We start from the raw sequence: 14,631 nt of genomic DNA, 5'->3' as shown, positions 1-14,631 counted from the left end.
CGCATGGGAGCAGCATTGAGTCATGGAAATCTTCGGAATCGCCCTAGTGGTCCTGCTCCTCGTTGTTCTCGCCGCCACCGTCTCAGCGCTCCTGCGTGATGGCCGCGGCCACACCCCGCCCATCACCTCCGACCAGCCCTGGTCCGCACTGGACCTGCCCAGCGTCAACTACACCCTGCGCATTTTCTAACCAGAAAGCATGCCTCAACCCGCCATTACCAACCCACCAACACACAAAAAGGACCCGGCTCATAAAGAGCCGGGTCCCTTTTCATGTCTGGTCTCGGGTTGCCAGCAGCAAGCACGGGAATCACGCCCCGCCCCAGTAGACTGGCTGCAGCCATGACATTTCATATCTCCTACCCTGCTGAGCTGCCCGTTTCCGAGCGCCGCGAGGACCTGAAGGCTGCCATTGCAGCGAACCAGGTGACCATCATCGCCGGCGAGACCGGCTCCGGCAAGACCACCCAGATCCCCAAAATGTGCCTCGAGCTGGGCCTGGGCGACAACGGCCTGATCGGGCACACCCAGCCGCGGCGGCTCGCAGCCCGCACCGTCGCTGAGCGCATCGCCGAGGAACTCGGTGTGGAGATCGGCCAGGAAGTCGGCTTCCAGGTGCGGTTCACGGGCGAAGTCAGCCGCGCCACCAAGGTCAAGCTCATGACCGACGGCATCCTGCTCGCCGAGATCCAGCGGGACAAGCTGCTGCGCAAATACAACGCCATCATCATTGATGAAGCGCACGAGCGCAGCCTCAATATCGACTTCATCCTGGGCTACCTCAAGCGCATCCTGCCGCAGCGGCCGGACCTGAAAATCATCATCACCTCGGCCACGATCGATCCGGAGCGGTTCGCCAAACACTTCGGGTCCGACGACGAGCCCTCCCCCATCATCGAGGTGTCCGGGCGCACGTTCCCGGTGGAGATCCGGTACAGGCCGCTGTCCCAGCCAGCCGGCGGACCCGCCGATGGCGAAGATGCAGACGCCTCCGACGACGAACTCGAAGAGGACCGCGATCCGCTCGACGCAGTCTGCGACGCCGTGGACGAACTCGCCACCGAGGCCCCCGGCGACATCCTGGTCTTTTTCTCCGGCGAGCGCGAAATCCGCGACGCAGCAGAGGCACTCAACGCCAGGATCCAGTCCAACCGGCGCCTGGCTGGCACCGAGGTGCTCCCCCTGTTCGCCCGCCTGAGCCTGCAGGAACAGCACAAGGTGTTCCACCCCGGCAAGAACCGCCGGATTGTGCTGGCCACCAACGTGGCCGAAACGTCCCTGACGGTCCCCGGCATCAAGTACGTCATCGACACCGGCACGGCCCGCATCTCCCGCTACTCGCACCGCACCAAGGTCCAGCGGCTGCCCATCGAGCGTGTGTCGCAGGCTTCGGCGAACCAGCGCTCCGGCCGGTGCGGCCGCGTGTCGGACGGCATCGCCATCCGGCTCTATTCAGAAGAGGACTTCGAGTCCCGGCCGCTGTTCACGGATCCGGAAATCCTGCGCACCAACCTGGCGGCAGTCATCCTGCAGATGACCGCCATGGGTGTGGCCCGCGGGCCCAAGGACGTGGAGAACTTCCCGTTTGTCGAGCCGCCGGACTCGCGGGCAATCAACGACGGCGTGACGCTCCTGCGCGAGCTCGGCGCCTTGAATGCCGTTAGACCAGGTGACGCCAAGAGCGGCGGGCTGACCGCCGTCGGACAGCAGCTTGCCCAGCTGCCGGTGGATCCCCGCCTCGGCAGGATGATTGTGGAGGCCGGCAAGCGCGGCTGCGTCCGCGAGGTAATGATCCTGGCCGCGGCACTGACCATCCAGGACCCGCGCGAACGTCCAACGGACAAGCAGCAGCTCGCCGCCGAGAAGCATGCCCGCTTCCGTGACGAAAACTCTGACTTCACTGGCTTCCTGAACCTGTGGAACTACCTGCAGGAGAAACAGCAGGAACTCTCGTCCACCCAGTTCCGCCGCCTGTGCCGGACCGAGTTCATCAACTACCTTCGGGTCAGGGAATGGCAGGATCTCTTCGCCCAGCTCCGCCAGATGGCCCGCCCGCTCGGGATCAGCCTGGACAACAAGCGCCTGGCCGATCCCGTGGGCAACCACGAGGGCATCCACGTGAGCCTGCTGTCGGGCCTCCTCAGCCACATCGGCATCCTGGACGAGCGCAAGCGCGAATACGCCGGTGCCCGCGGCAGCCGCTTCGCAATCTTCCCCGGCTCGTCGCTCTTCAAGAAGTCCCCCACGTTTGTGATGGCTGCCGAACTCGTGGAGACCAGCCGCCTCTGGGCCAGGGTCGCAGCCAAATTCGATCCCGTCTGGGCAGAACAGGTGGCGCCGGACCTCGTTAAGCGCAGCTACAGCGAGCCGCACTGGTCCACCAAAATGGGCGCAGTCATGGCCTACGAGAAGGTCACCCTGTACGGCGTGCCCATCATCCCGCAGCGCCGCGTCAACTACAGCCGAGTGGATCCTGTGCTGGCCCGCGAGCTGTTCATCCGGCACGCCCTGGTGGAAGGCGACTGGAAAACGCACCATAAGTTCTTCCACCGCAACCGCGCCCTCCTCCTTGAAGTGGAGGAGCTCGAGGCCAGGATGCGCCGCCGCGACCTGCTGGTGGACGACGAAACGCTGTTTGAGTTCTACGACGCCAGGATCGGCCGCGATGTTGTGTCCGAACGGCACTTCGACAAATGGTGGAAGGAGGCCCGGCAGCAGAGCCCGGACCTTCTGGACTACGACAAGTCGCTGCTGCTCAACAACGACGCCGATGGCCTGGACGAAGCCGCCTATCCGAAGACGCTGCTGCACAAGGGCTTCGAGCTGCCGCTCAGCTACGAGTTCCACCCGGTGGCGCCCGGATCTCCCCCCAACCCGTCCGACGGCGTCACAGCCGAAGTCCCGGTGCTCTTCCTGAACCAGCTCGATGATGCCGCCTTCCGCTGGCTGATCCCCGGCCAGCGCGCGGAACTCGTGGCTGCCCTGATCAAGTCACTCCCCAAGCAGGTCCGCAAGAACTTTGTCCCCGCCCCGGATGTGGCCCGGCAAGCCGTTGCTGCCCTGGAATCGGACTTCGATCCGGCGAATGATGAGCTGGAAGCTTCACTGGAGCTGGCCCTGCGCCGGATCCGCGGCCACGTCATCCCGCCCGGTTCCTGGAACTGGGACGCTGTGCCGTCCCACCTGCGGGTGAGCTTCAAGGTTGTCGATACCCAGGGCAAGGCGCTGGATGAGGGCAAGGACCTCGCAGCCCTGCAGGAGCGGCTGGCCCCGGCAACACGCCGCGCCATTGCGGAATCCCTGGGGGCGACACCCGGAACCACCGCGCCGCAGTCTCGGGGAAATTCGAAGTCACCCGGAAAGTCCGGCGGGAACGTACCCGCGTCATCGGCGGGCGGCAATTCAGCGGGCAGCGGCACAGGCTTCCAGGAACAGACCGGCCTGACCGAGTGGGCCTTCGGCACGGTCCAGCGGCAGGTCAGCAACACCGTCAACGGCCACATGGTCACCGGCTATCCAGCTTTGGTGGATGAAGGAACATCCGTGGCGCTGCGCGTCTTCCAGACCTCGTCGGAGCAGCTCGAGGCCATGCGCGGCGGTGTGATCCGGCTCCTCGCCCTGAGGGTGCCGGCACCGGACCGCTACGTCCTGGAGCACCTCAACAACACCGAAAAGTTGACGTTCAGCCAGAATCCGCACGGTTCAGTGTCGGCCCTCATTGCCGATTGTGCCCTGGCCGCCGTGGACAAACTGACCCCGGCGGAACTCCCGTGGGACCGCGCGTCCTTCGACGCCCTCTACGAGCAGGTCCGGGCGGAACTCATCGATACCGTCTTCAGTGTGACGGCCGTGGTGGAGCGCGTCCTGGCCAGCACCCGGCGGATTGAGAAACAGCTGAAGGGCACCACCAGCCTGGCGCTCATCAGCGCCCTGAACGATGTCAGGAGTCAGCTCGAGCAGCTCGTGTTCCCGGGATTTGTGGCCCGCACCGGCTACAAGCAGCTGAGCCAGCTCCCGCGCTACCTTGCCGCCATCGAGAAACGCCTCGAAAAGCTCCCTGGCAACGTCCAGCGGGATGGGCTGAGCATGGCCGCGGTCCAGCGGCTGGAAGACGATTACGACGACGCCGTGTCGGCCCTGCTGCCCGGGCGCCGGGCGGGTGCCGAACTGATCCAGGTCCGCTGGATGATCGAAGAGCTGCGGGTGAGCCTCTTCGCCGTCGAACTCGGAACGGCCTATTCCGTCTCCGAAAAGCGGATCCGGGCTGTCCTGAACAAGGCGCTCGCGCCGGCCTAGGCCCGCCAGCAAAGTCCTGGACGGGCCAAACCGGCGCGAGCGTCAGGCTCAGCTGGCGGGAACGAACTCCGCGTAGCCGGCGGCCCGAAGCCCGGCGCGCAGCTTTTCGGCGTTCGCGTCCAGCACCGCGGGATCCGGGTTCTGGTTGGCCGAGGCGAAATCGAAATCAGCCATGGTCCTGGACGGCCACACGTGGACGTGCAGGTGGTTGATCTCGTACCCGGCCACAATCAGCCCCGCCCGCTCGGCGGGGAAGACGTCCAGCTGCACCGCACCGATCCGGCGGGCCACTTCCATCACCTTCGCGAGGGTTTCCGGGGACGCATCCGTCCAGCGGTCCACCTCCTCGGTGGGGACCACCAGGGTGTGCCCGTCGGCCAGGGGACCCGTGGTCAGGAAGGCCGCAACGTCAGCTTCCCGCCAGACGAAGCGTCCGGGGATCTCGCCATTGATGATTTTGGTGAACAGGGTGCTCATGCGTCTGCCTTCTCGGCCGGAGCCTGCAGGGTGCTGGCGTCCAGCACAAACCGGTACTTCACGTCGCCTGCCACCATGCGGTCGTAGGCCTCATTCAGCTGGTCTGCGCGCACCAGTTCGATATCCGCCACTACTCCATGCTCCGCGCAGAAGTCGAGCATCTCCTGAGTTTCGGCGATGCCGCCGATCAGCGAGCCAGCGTACGCGATCCGCCGCCGGATAAGGGCCCCCGGATTCACCGGCGGCATGGCGTCGGATGGCAGGCCCAGCTGGAACAGGGCACCGTCCACGCGCAGGGTGCGGAAGAACGGGTTCAGGTCGTGCGGAGCGGCCACGGTGTCGATGATGAGGTCGATGGTGCGGTCCGCGGCGGCCATGGCATCCTTGTCCCGGGACAGGATCACGTCGTCCGCTCCGAGTTCCAGTGCGGCCGGCACCTTGGCTTCGGAGGTGGTGAAGACCACCACCCGCGCCCCCATGGCCTTGGCGAGCTTCACGGCCATGTGTCCGAGCCCGCCGAGCCCCACCACGCCCACCACGTCGCCTTCCTCCACGTCGAAGTGCCGCAAGGGAGAGAACGTGGTGACGCCTGCGCAGAGCAAGGGGGCGACGGCGGCCGGGTCCAGGTTGCCGGGCACTCGGACCACGTAGCGCCGGTCCACCACCACGGCGGACGAGTAACCGCCCTGGGTGATGGCATCGCCGTTGCGCGGATCCTTGGCGCCGTACGTCCCGATCAGCCCGTTTTCGCAGTACTGTTCCAGGCCGTCCAGGCAGCTCTCGCATTCGCGGCAGGAATCAACCATGCATCCGACGCCCACGCGGTCCCCCGGGATGAAGTCAGTCACGGCCGAGCCGACGCGGCTGACGGTTCCGACGATCTCGTGGCCAGGGACCAGGGGATATTTCTGGCTGCCCCATTCGCCTCGCGTGGCGTGCACGTCCGAGTGGCAGAGGCCGCAGAATTCGATGGCGATCTCGACGTCATCTTCTTTGGGGGCACGCCGGGCCAGCGTCAGGGGTGCCAGGCCGCTGTCGGCGGAAGCCGCGCCATAGGCGGCTGCCAGCACGCCGGTGCGGGGAACGGTGTCCAGGTCCGCAGCAGGATGAGCAGCAACAGCATCGTCGTTCGGCAATACGGGGCGGGCAAGGGGCGGCGGTACGGGGCGTCCTGGGGTCATCCTTCGACGCTACCCCCGCGGGCCGCCGCATGGCCATTCGGCTGGCTGCCCGTCGCCACCGGCAGGGCCGGATTGTTCGACCATTCCGAGAAGGATCCAGGATAGAGGGCGGCCCGGAATCCGGCGATTTCAAGGGCGGCCACCTCATGGGCGGCGGTCACGCCCGAGCCGCAGTACACGGCCACCGGGACGTCGCCACGGACGCCGAGGTCCTCGAACCGGCGCCGCAGCAGGTCCACCGGCAGGAAATGCCCGGCCCCGTCCATGTTCTCCGTTGTGGGTGCGCTCCGGGCGCCCGGAATGTGGCCGGCGCGGGGATCGACGGGTTCAAATTCGCCCCGGTATCTTTCGCCGGCCCGGGCGTCCAGGAGGACGCCGGTTGCCGGCCAGTCCGCCGCTCCGGCCGCGTCGATGCTGGGCATCCTGCCTCCGGCAGGGGAAACGTCAAAGGAAACACGCCCGACGGCGGCGTCCACGGGTCCGGTGTCCAGCGGCAGTCCGGCGTCCCGCCAGGCGGCCAGTCCGCCGTCGAGCAGGTACACGTCCTGTAGCCCGGCGTTGCGGAGCATCCACCAGAGCCGGGCGGCAGCCATGTTGCCGCTGTTGTCATAGGCCACCACAACGTCGCCGTTGTTGATCCCCCAGCACCTGGCAGTTTCCTGGAATTCCGCGTCGGTGGGCAGCGGGTGCCTGCCGCGGGCTGGGGTGGCCGGCGTCGCCAACTCGGTGGCGAGGTCCACAAAAACTGCCCCCGGGAGGTGCCCCTCAAGGTAGTGTTCCCGGCCGTGCGGGTCCCCCAGCGCCCAGCGGACGTCCAGCACCACGGTTCGCTGGCCGGCGTCGAAACGCGCCGCCAAAGCCGGGACAGCCATCAGTGGACCCATCGTTCTCCTTGCAATTGTGGGGTGTGCAGTCGCTGATCCAACTCTAGCTGCGGCAGAACGGCTGGCGGGGAGCGCCACCGGTAAGCTGATCCGGTGAAGAACGCGAGCGCGGACCGGGCCTGGGCTGACGAGGCCATCAGAAAAGTCAATGCAGAAAACAACCGGTCCGCCGATACCCATCTCTACTCGGTGCCGCTCCCGGAGCACTGGGGCGTCCAGCTTTACCTCAAGGACGAATCCACGCACCGTTCGGGGAGCCTCAAGCACCGGCTGGCCCGCTCGCTGTTCCTCTTCGGCCTGGTCAACGGCTGGATCCGCGAAGGTACCACCATCGTGGAGGCGTCCAGCGGCAGCACCGCTGTTTCGGAGGCATATTTCGCGCAGCTCCTGGGCCTGCCGTTCGTAGCGGTCATGACCCGCACGACGAGCCCGGAGAAGATCGCGCTGATCGAACAGTTCGGCGGCTCGTGCCTGTTGGTTGACCACGCCTCAGAGGTTTATGCTGCGGCGGCGGACGTCGCCGCCACGTCCAACGGCCACTACATGGACCAGTTCACCTACGCGGAGCGGGCCACGGACTGGCGTGGCAACAACAACATCGCGGAGTCCATCTTCGGGCAGCTGGCGCTGGAGGAACACCCCGTCCCCCGCTGGATCGTGGTCGGTGCCGGGACCGGAGGCACGAGTGCGACCATTGGCCGCTACCTGCGCTACCGCGGCCACGACACGCGCCTTGCGGTTGTAGACCCGGAGAATTCCGCGTTTTACCCCGGCTGGCTGAGCGGTGCGGGTGAGGCCAGCACCGGCCTGCCGTCCCGGATCGAAGGCATCGGCCGGCCGCGGATGGAACCGAGCTTTGTGCCCGCCGTCATCGACCACATGATCCAGGTTCCCGATGCCGCCTCCATCGCAGCCATGCGGCACCTGCGCACGGTCGCCGACCTGCATGCCGGACCGTCCACGGGCACCAACCTGTGGGGTGTCTGGCAGCTTGTGGCGGAAATGGTGGCCAAGGGACAGCGCGGCAGCATTGTGTCGTTGATGTGCGACGGCGGCGACCGCTATGCGGGCAACTACTACAATCCCGCGTGGCTGTCAGGGCAGGGCCTGGACCCCGAGCCGTATGAGGAAGTCATCCGCCGGTTTTTCGAGACCGGCGTCTGGAACGCGTAGCCGGTCAGACCTCCACTGACTCCCGCGGGGCAAGGCGGGTGTACTCGGTGCCGTATTTCCGGCCCAGCCGGGCAACATGGGATTCTGCGACCTTCAGGCCCGTTTCGTTGAGCAGCCCGTCGTGGATCTGGAACGCACGCGGGGCCCGGACGGCAATGACAAAATCCACCACCTCGCTGACCTTGCTCCACGGCGCGTGGAGCGGAACCAGCAGTGTCTGCACGCTGAGACCGTCCGGGATGATGAACGAGTCCCCCGGGTGGTAGACGTTGCCGTCCACCAGGTAGCCGATGTTGGCCACGATGGGAACCTGCGGGTGGATCAGTGCGTGCTGTCCGCCGAAGCTGCGCACGTTGAAGCCGGCCGCGTCAAAACTGGAACCGGGTTCAACGGTGTGGATCCGCACTGCGGCCTGCGGCGCCTCCTCCCGCAGATGGGCGGCCACTCCGGCCGGCGCGAAGACCGCCAGGACGTCAGAGCGGCGCAGTGCGTTGACCATGGCCGGCACATCCACATGGTCGGCGTGCTCGTGCGTGATGAGCACGGCCTGCGCCCCGGCCAGGGCTTCGGCCGTCTCGGAGAATGTTCCCGGATCCAGCACCAGCACCCCGCCGTCCTTCTCAAGCCGGACGCACGCGTGGGTGTATTTTGTCAGCTTCATAGCGCCAGCCTAGGGTCCGGCCCCAAGCCTGTCCAAGGGGCGTCCGGCTGTTCAGCCGCGGCTGGTAATCTTGATGATTGCCACCGTCCCTCAGGGAAGCGAGTACCTTCATGCCGTTCGGCACCAAAGCTGACGCCACGCCGTCGACCGCTGCATCCGGCGCAGGCACCGCCAGTGTGCCTGGCAAGGAGCAGCGCGTCACCAAGCAGCGTGTGGCAGTCAGCGCTGCCCTGGACGAGCTGGATGACTTCGTCAGCACGCAGGAGCTGTACCGCATCCTGCAGAACAAGGGCGTCTCAGTTTCCCTGGCAACGGCGTACCGGATCCTGCAGTCCCTCGCCGACGACGGCCTCGTGGACGTGCTGCGTAACGGTGAGGGCGAAGCCGTTTACCGGCGCTGTGCCGTGACCGGGCACCATCACCATCTGCTGTGCCGCAACTGCGGGAAGGCCGTGGAAGTCGAGGCCCCGGCGGTGGAAACCTGGGCCGCCAGGATCGCCACCGAACACGGCTATACCGAGGTGGCGCACACCGTGGAGATCTTCGGCCTGTGCCCGGAGTGCACAGCCCTTAGGGCCGCCGGCAAGCTCTGACGGCCTGCGCCGCCGCAACCGGAAGCATCCGGCGTGTGCCCGTTTCAGCGGGCGTGCACCAGCCGGCCGTTGATGCCCTTCTTGGCCCGGACACTGCCGACGACGCGGCACACCACGTAGATCAGGAATGACAGCGTGGTGACGTAGGGGCTGATGGGGATCCGGCCGCCCAGGGCCAGCAGGATTCCGCCCACCGTGGCCGTGACGGCGAAAACAACGCTGAGCGCCACGACGGCCACGGGAGCGGACGTCACGCGGAGCGCCGCGGCTGCCGGAGTGATCAGCAATGCGAGCACCAGGAGCGCCCCCACCACCTGGATGGATAGCGCTACGCTGACTCCCAGCAGGACCATGAAGATCAGCGCGAGCGTCCGTACGGGCACCCCGCGGGCTTCGGCCAGTTCGGGATCAACGCTGGCAAAGTTCAGCGGGCGCCAGATGGCTGCCAGGGCTGCAATGACCAGCACAGCGGCGCCGGCAAGGACCTGGAGCTGGACGGTGTCCACGGACACGATCTGCCCCGTGAGCAGGCCGAATTTGTTGGCGGCCCGGCCTTCGTAGAGCGACAGGAACAGGATTCCGAGCCCCAGGCCGAAGGGCATGATCACCCCGATGATGGAGTTTTTATCCCGGGCCCGGACGCCCATCAGGCCCAGGAGCAGCGCCGCCGCCACCGAGCCGATGAGCGAGCCAAACACGATGTCCGAGCCGATCAGGAGCGCAAACGCCGCCCCGGCGAAGGAGAGCTCCGAGATGCCGTGGACGGCGAACGCCAGGTCCCGTTTCATCACGAAGGTGCCCACCAGCCCGCCCAGCAGGCCCAACACGGCCCCGGCCCAGATGGAGTTCTGGACCAGCACCAGCAGCTCGCCGTAGTTCTCGAAGCTGAAAATCGCTCCGATGATGCTGTCCGCATCCATCAGGCCACCTCCCCCACCGTGGCGTGGACATCGGCGTGATGGTGCGTGGTCGCGTCGGGCAGGCCGATGACGACGATGCGCCCGTTCGCGTGGATGACTTCCACGTGGCTGCCATAGAGCTCTGACAGGACCTCGGTGGTCATGACCTCTTCCGGGGTCCCCACGCGGAACCGCCCGCCGACCAGGTACAGCACACGGTCAACGTAGTCGATGATGGGGTTGATTTCATGGGTGACAAAAACCACCGCGCTGTTCTGGGCGTGGCACTGCTTGTTGATCAGGGCGCTGACGGCCTGCTGATGGTGCAGGTCCAGGGACAGCAACGGTTCGTCACAGAGGAGGACCTTGGGGTCCGTGGCCAGCGCCTGGGCCACCCGGAGGCGCTGCTGCTCACCGCCGGAGAGCTGGCCCACGGGGACTTTGGCGTAGTCACTGGCGCCCACCAGTTCCAGGAGCTCATCGATCCTGCGGTTTGTCCGGGACTTGCCCAGCCGCAGCCCCCAGCGGTGGCCGTCCACGCCGAGCCCCACCAGGTCCCGGGCACGCATGGGGGTGTCCGGAGCGAAGGATTTCTGCTGCGGAATGTAGCCGATCAGGTTGCTGCCCCGCTCCACGGGACGGTCGCCAAGCGTGGCCTGGCCGGACTGCAGTTCCTGCAGGCCCAGGAGAACTTTGAGGAAACTGGTCTTTCCGCTGCCGTTGGGGCCCAGGACGGCGAAAAACTCACCGGGCCTGATGTCCAGGTCGAGATCCTCCCAGAGCAAGCGTTTGCCGAACTGCAGGGACGCCCCGCGGAGGCTGACCACCGGTTTCAACTATTTTTCTCCAAAACTTTGCTGACGTTGTCAACATTGTCCGTCATCCACTGCAGGTACGTCTTGCCTTCGGGCAGGGTTTCGCTGAAGTCAATGACGGGAACGCCGGCTGCTTCGGCTGCCTTTTTCAGCGCCTGTGTCTGGGGTCCCTCTGTCTGCGCGTTGTAGGCCAGGAACCTGATGTCCTTGGATCCCGCCAGGTCCGTGGCTGCCTTCAGCACCGCGGGCGGGACGTCCGAGCCTTCCTCGATCGCGGCGGTGTAGTCGGCCGGAGTCTTGTTCTCCAGCCCGGCTGCCTCGAGCAAGTACAGCGGGACAGGTTCCGTCACGGCCACGGCTGCGCCTGTTCCGTTGGCCTTCAGTGCGGCGAGCTTGACGGCCAGGCCGTCCACCCCGGCTTTGAAGGTTGCGGCATTGGAAGTGAACAGGGCGGCTGATCCCGGTTCGAGTTCACCCAGTTTTGCCGCCAGTGAATCAGCGAGCTTACCCATGGCATCCAGGCTGTACCAGGCGTGCTCGTTGAACTCACCGTGCTCGTGGTGGTGGCCGTCAGCTGACTCGCTCGCCGCCGACGACGACGAATCGGCGTGGCCTTCCTCCGGAGCCAGGCCAGCCACTTCGACGGCCGTGACGATATTGCTGTGCGGGATGTTGCTGTCGTCGGCCATCTTGTGGAGGAAGGCGTCGTAGCCGCCGCCGTTCTCGATCACCAATTCCGCTTTGGACACCAGCAGCCGGTCCTGCGCGGTGGCCTCGTACGAATGCGGGTCCTGGCTGGTCTTGGTGATGAGGGAGGTGACGTTGACTTTGTCCCCGCCGATGATCGCGGCGATGTCCCCGTACACGTTGGTGGACGCCACCACCTCGACGACGCCGGCGGATGACTCCGGGCCGGACGTCGCCGACGGTGCACCGCCTCCGGGGCCGCAGGCGGTGAGCAGCAGGCTCACGCCGGCGAGGGCTGCGAGGGACGTTCGGATGGCGGCGGGGTGGCGCACGGAAACCTCAGTTCAGTACAGGGATGGACTTTTGCGTCTCCAAAAAGCTTACCCCCAAATGTGAATGATTCCTATTTAGGATAGCCGGGCCGGTCGCTAGCGGACCCGGGCGCGCTCAGTCACCGTTCGGCTCGCCCAGCCTCCTGATGCCGGTGGCCTGCGTGGCGTCCCGGATCTCTCCCACCAGCTGCTCGATCACGTCTTCCAGGAAGAGGACGCCATGGGTCTGCCCGTCCGTGCCGATCACGCGGGCCAGGTGTGAGCCCGTGCGCTGCATGACGGACATGGCCGTTTCAACCTCGTCGTCCAGCGCAAGGTTGGCCAGCGAACGGATCCTGCTTTCGGCGATGGGGTGCTGGTAGTCCGACTCAGGAATGGACAGCACATCCTTCACGTGGAGGTATCCGGACAGCATGCCGTCATCGTCCAGCATCGGGAACCTCGAAAAACCGGTCCTGCTGACGGCTTTTTCAAACTCCACCGGTGTGGTGGCCGCCTTCAGCATGACCAGGTTGTCCAGCGGAACCATGATGTCCGACGCCGTGTATTCGGAAAATTCCAGGGCGCCGGTGATCAGGCCCGCGTCATCATCCACCAGCCCGTGACGGGTGGATTCCTGCACGATCGACTGGACTTCTTCGAGGGTAAAGGACGAGTTCACCTCATCCTTGGGCTCAATCCGCAGCAGCTTGAGGATGTGGTTGGCGGACCAGTTCAGCGCGACGATGGCCGGGTTGACCAGCTTCGCAACAAACATCAGCGGCGGCGCCAGCAGCAAGGCAGCCTTGTCCGCCACCGATACGGAGATGTTCTTCGGCACCATCTCGCCGAACGTCACGTGGAGGAAGGTCACCACCATCAGGGCAATCGCGAACGCCGCGACGTCGGCAACTTCCACCGGCAGCCCGACAGCTTCCAGGGGAGCCGCCATCAGGTGGTGGATGGCCGGTTCGGCCACCTGCAGGATCAGCAGCGAGCACACGGTGATACCCAACTGCGCACAGGCCAGCATCAATGAGACATTTTCCATGGCGCGCAACGTGGTCTGTGCCCGTTTGGAACCGGCCTCGGCCAGGGGTTCGATCTGGCTGCGCCTGGCCGACATCACGGCGAACTCGGCGCCGACAAAAAACGCGTTACCCAGCAGGAGGACAACCAGCCAGGCAATTCCGGCCCAGTCACTCATCGTTCCCTCTCGTCTTCCGGAGCAGGCTCCGCTGCAGGCGCCGCCGGATGGAAGGAGATCCGCTCGATCCTTCGGCCGTCCATCCTGGTCACGCTCAGCGTGCCTCCGCCTACGTCGACGGTGTCCCCCACTGCGGCGATCCGGCCCAGTTCACTCATGACGTACCCGCCCACGGTTTCGTAGGCGGCTTCGTCCGGAACAGTCAGCCCCGGGATCTGTTCGGAAAGCTCGTCGGGGCGCAGCAACCCGGGGAAGTACCAGTCCCCGGAGGCGCTCTGGAGCAGTCCCGGGCGTACCTTGTCGTGCTCGTCGGACACTTCACCGACGATTTCCTCCACCAGGTCCTCAAGGGTGGCGATGCCTGCGGTTCCGCCGTATTCATCCAGGACAATCGCGAGCTGGAGGTTTCCCTCGCGCAGCTCGGCCAGGAGGGCATCGAGGTGGATGGTCTCCGGCACGCGGAGGACATCGGTCATGATGGCTCCGGCCTCCAGGTTGGCCCGCCGGTCCCACGGCACGGCAACGGCCTTCTTGACGTGGACCAGGCCCTTGATGTCGTCGGAGGACTCCCCGATGACGGGGAAGCGGGAGTACCCGGTGCGCCGGGCGGCGTCCAGGATTTCCGAGACAGGCTGGTCGGCGTCGATGGTTTCCATCCGGATCCGGGGCGTCATAACGTCGGCGGCCGTCCGGGCCGAGAAGTTCAGGGTGCGGGCCACAAAGTTGGCCGTCCCTGCGTCGAGCGTTCCCATGGCGGCGGAGCGCCGCACCAGGGAGGCGAGCTCGGCCGGCGTCCGGGCACCGGAAATCTCCTCCTTGGCCTCCAGGCCAAAGACGTTCAGTACCTTGTTGGAAAAGCCGTTGAGCACCACGATGGCGGGCTTGAAGATGGCGGTAAACACCAGCTGCGGCCGCGCCAGCGCCTTGCCCACTTGGAAGGACAGCGCAATGGCCATGTTCTTGGGCACCAGTTCGCCAAGCAGCATGGACAACAGCGTGGCCAGCGCCATGGCGATGACCAGGGAAACGGACGCGGCAGCCACTTCGGGAATTCCGACGGCGGCCAACGGGCCCTCGAGGAGGCGTCCTACCGACGGTTCCATCACGTAACCGGTCAGAAGGGTGGTCAGGGTGATGCCGAGCTGACAGCTGGAAAGCTGGGTTGAGAGGGATTTCAGGCACTTGAGCAGGGGGACGGCACCCGTGTCACCGTTATCGATGGCACGTTGGACCGTGGCCTGGTCAAGGGCAATCAGGGAAAATTCGACGGCGACGAAAAAGCCGGTGCCGGCGATCAGCAGGAGGCCTGCCGCGAGGAGCAACCACTCCATTCAGCATCCCGCCCGAAAGTCGGGAGAAATTGTGTGAAGCCGGGGGAAACGGACCGGCGGAGGATGATCGGCCGAAGCCGACGCTGTTTCCATAGGGGCTCCGCCGGGGTGGGCTG

At 65.9% G+C, this 14,631-nt stretch carries 13 protein-coding genes; 4 read left to right on the top strand and 9 right to left on the bottom strand.

The genetic code is table 11. The annotated features are described in order from the left end of the window. Window positions 1-22: 22 nt before the first annotated feature. On the top strand, window positions 23-190 hold the full coding sequence (locus MUN23_RS17155) for a hypothetical protein (protein WP_181037140.1): 168 nt from the start codon (window positions 23-25) through the stop codon (window positions 188-190). Between the two features lie 152 nt (window positions 191-342). Then, window positions 343-4,296 carry an ATP-dependent RNA helicase HrpA gene (hrpA, locus tag MUN23_RS17150; RefSeq protein WP_248759962.1) on the top strand — a complete coding sequence of 1,318 codons (3,954 nt, stop codon included), beginning with the start codon at window positions 343-345 and terminating at the stop codon, window positions 4,294-4,296. Window positions 4,297-4,344: 48 nt separating this feature from the next. On the opposite strand, the gene MUN23_RS17145 is transcribed toward hrpA, so the two are convergent. Genes MUN23_RS17145 through MUN23_RS17135 form a run of 3 tightly spaced genes read right to left on the bottom strand, consistent with a single transcriptional unit; the run spans window position 4,345 to window position 6,838 of the window. Next, window positions 4,345-4,773 (bottom strand): HIT family protein, encoded by a 429-nt coding sequence (locus tag MUN23_RS17145; protein ID WP_248759960.1) that lies wholly within the window; start codon window positions 4,771-4,773, stop codon window positions 4,345-4,347. Further along, the gene (locus MUN23_RS17140; protein WP_305886568.1) at window positions 4,770-5,954 is read right to left on the bottom strand and encodes an NAD(P)-dependent alcohol dehydrogenase; all 1,185 of its coding nucleotides are present in this window, start codon (window positions 5,952-5,954) and stop codon (window positions 4,770-4,772) included. The genes MUN23_RS17145 and MUN23_RS17140 overlap by 4 nt, the downstream gene beginning before the upstream one ends. Next, the gene (locus tag MUN23_RS17135) at window positions 5,951-6,838 is read right to left on the bottom strand and encodes a sulfurtransferase (RefSeq protein WP_248759959.1); all 888 of its coding nucleotides are present in this window, start codon (window positions 6,836-6,838) and stop codon (window positions 5,951-5,953) included. The genes MUN23_RS17140 and MUN23_RS17135 overlap by 4 nt, the downstream gene beginning before the upstream one ends. Window positions 6,839-6,931: 93 nt before the next feature. On the opposite strand from MUN23_RS17135, the gene MUN23_RS17130 reads away from it, so the two are divergent. After that, window positions 6,932-8,011, top strand: a complete 1,080-nt coding sequence (locus MUN23_RS17130) for a PLP-dependent cysteine synthase family protein (protein ID WP_248759957.1) — start codon at window positions 6,932-6,934, stop codon at window positions 8,009-8,011. Window positions 8,012-8,015: 4 nt separating this feature from the next. On the opposite strand, the gene MUN23_RS17125 is transcribed toward MUN23_RS17130, so the two are convergent. Next, window positions 8,016-8,672 carry an MBL fold metallo-hydrolase gene (locus MUN23_RS17125; protein ID WP_141140991.1) on the bottom strand — a complete coding sequence of 219 codons (657 nt, stop codon included), beginning with the start codon at window positions 8,670-8,672 and terminating at the stop codon, window positions 8,016-8,018. 110 nt (window positions 8,673-8,782) lie between these two features. On the opposite strand from MUN23_RS17125, the gene MUN23_RS17120 reads away from it, so the two are divergent. Then, window positions 8,783-9,265 carry a Fur family transcriptional regulator gene (locus MUN23_RS17120; RefSeq protein ID WP_248764121.1) on the top strand — a complete coding sequence of 161 codons (483 nt, stop codon included), beginning with the start codon at window positions 8,783-8,785 and terminating at the stop codon, window positions 9,263-9,265. 44 nt (window positions 9,266-9,309) lie between these two features. On the opposite strand, the gene MUN23_RS17115 is transcribed toward MUN23_RS17120, so the two are convergent. The 5 genes from MUN23_RS17115 to MUN23_RS17095 all read right to left on the bottom strand — a co-directional run bounded on the left by MUN23_RS17115 (window position 9,310) and on the right by MUN23_RS17095 (window position 14,515). Next, on the bottom strand, window positions 9,310-10,185 hold the full coding sequence (locus MUN23_RS17115) for a metal ABC transporter permease (RefSeq protein ID WP_141140992.1): 876 nt from the start codon (window positions 10,183-10,185) through the stop codon (window positions 9,310-9,312). Further along, the gene (locus MUN23_RS17110; RefSeq protein WP_248759956.1) at window positions 10,185-11,000 is read right to left on the bottom strand and encodes a metal ABC transporter ATP-binding protein; all 816 of its coding nucleotides are present in this window, start codon (window positions 10,998-11,000) and stop codon (window positions 10,185-10,187) included. The genes MUN23_RS17115 and MUN23_RS17110 overlap by 1 nt, the downstream gene beginning before the upstream one ends. Next, window positions 10,997-11,998: a metal ABC transporter solute-binding protein, Zn/Mn family gene (locus MUN23_RS17105; protein ID WP_248759955.1), complete on the bottom strand. Its 1,002-nt coding sequence runs from the start codon at window positions 11,996-11,998 to the stop codon at window positions 10,997-10,999. The genes MUN23_RS17110 and MUN23_RS17105 overlap by 4 nt, the downstream gene beginning before the upstream one ends. Before the next feature lie 115 nt (window positions 11,999-12,113). Further along, window positions 12,114-13,184, bottom strand: a complete 1,071-nt coding sequence (locus MUN23_RS17100) for a hemolysin family protein (RefSeq protein WP_248759954.1) — start codon at window positions 13,182-13,184, stop codon at window positions 12,114-12,116. Next, window positions 13,181-14,515: a hemolysin family protein gene (locus tag MUN23_RS17095; RefSeq protein ID WP_248759953.1), complete on the bottom strand. Its 1,335-nt coding sequence runs from the start codon at window positions 14,513-14,515 to the stop codon at window positions 13,181-13,183. Before MUN23_RS17095 ends, MUN23_RS17100 begins: the two co-directional genes overlap by 4 nt. Window positions 14,516-14,631: the final 116 nt, after the last annotated feature.

Origin of the sequence: Pseudarthrobacter sp. SSS035, from assembly GCF_023273875.1 — a bacterium.
In the GTDB taxonomy this organism is placed as follows: Bacteria; Actinomycetota; Actinomycetes; order Actinomycetales; family Micrococcaceae; genus Arthrobacter.
This window is presented reverse-complemented; position numbering and strand designations above follow the sequence as displayed.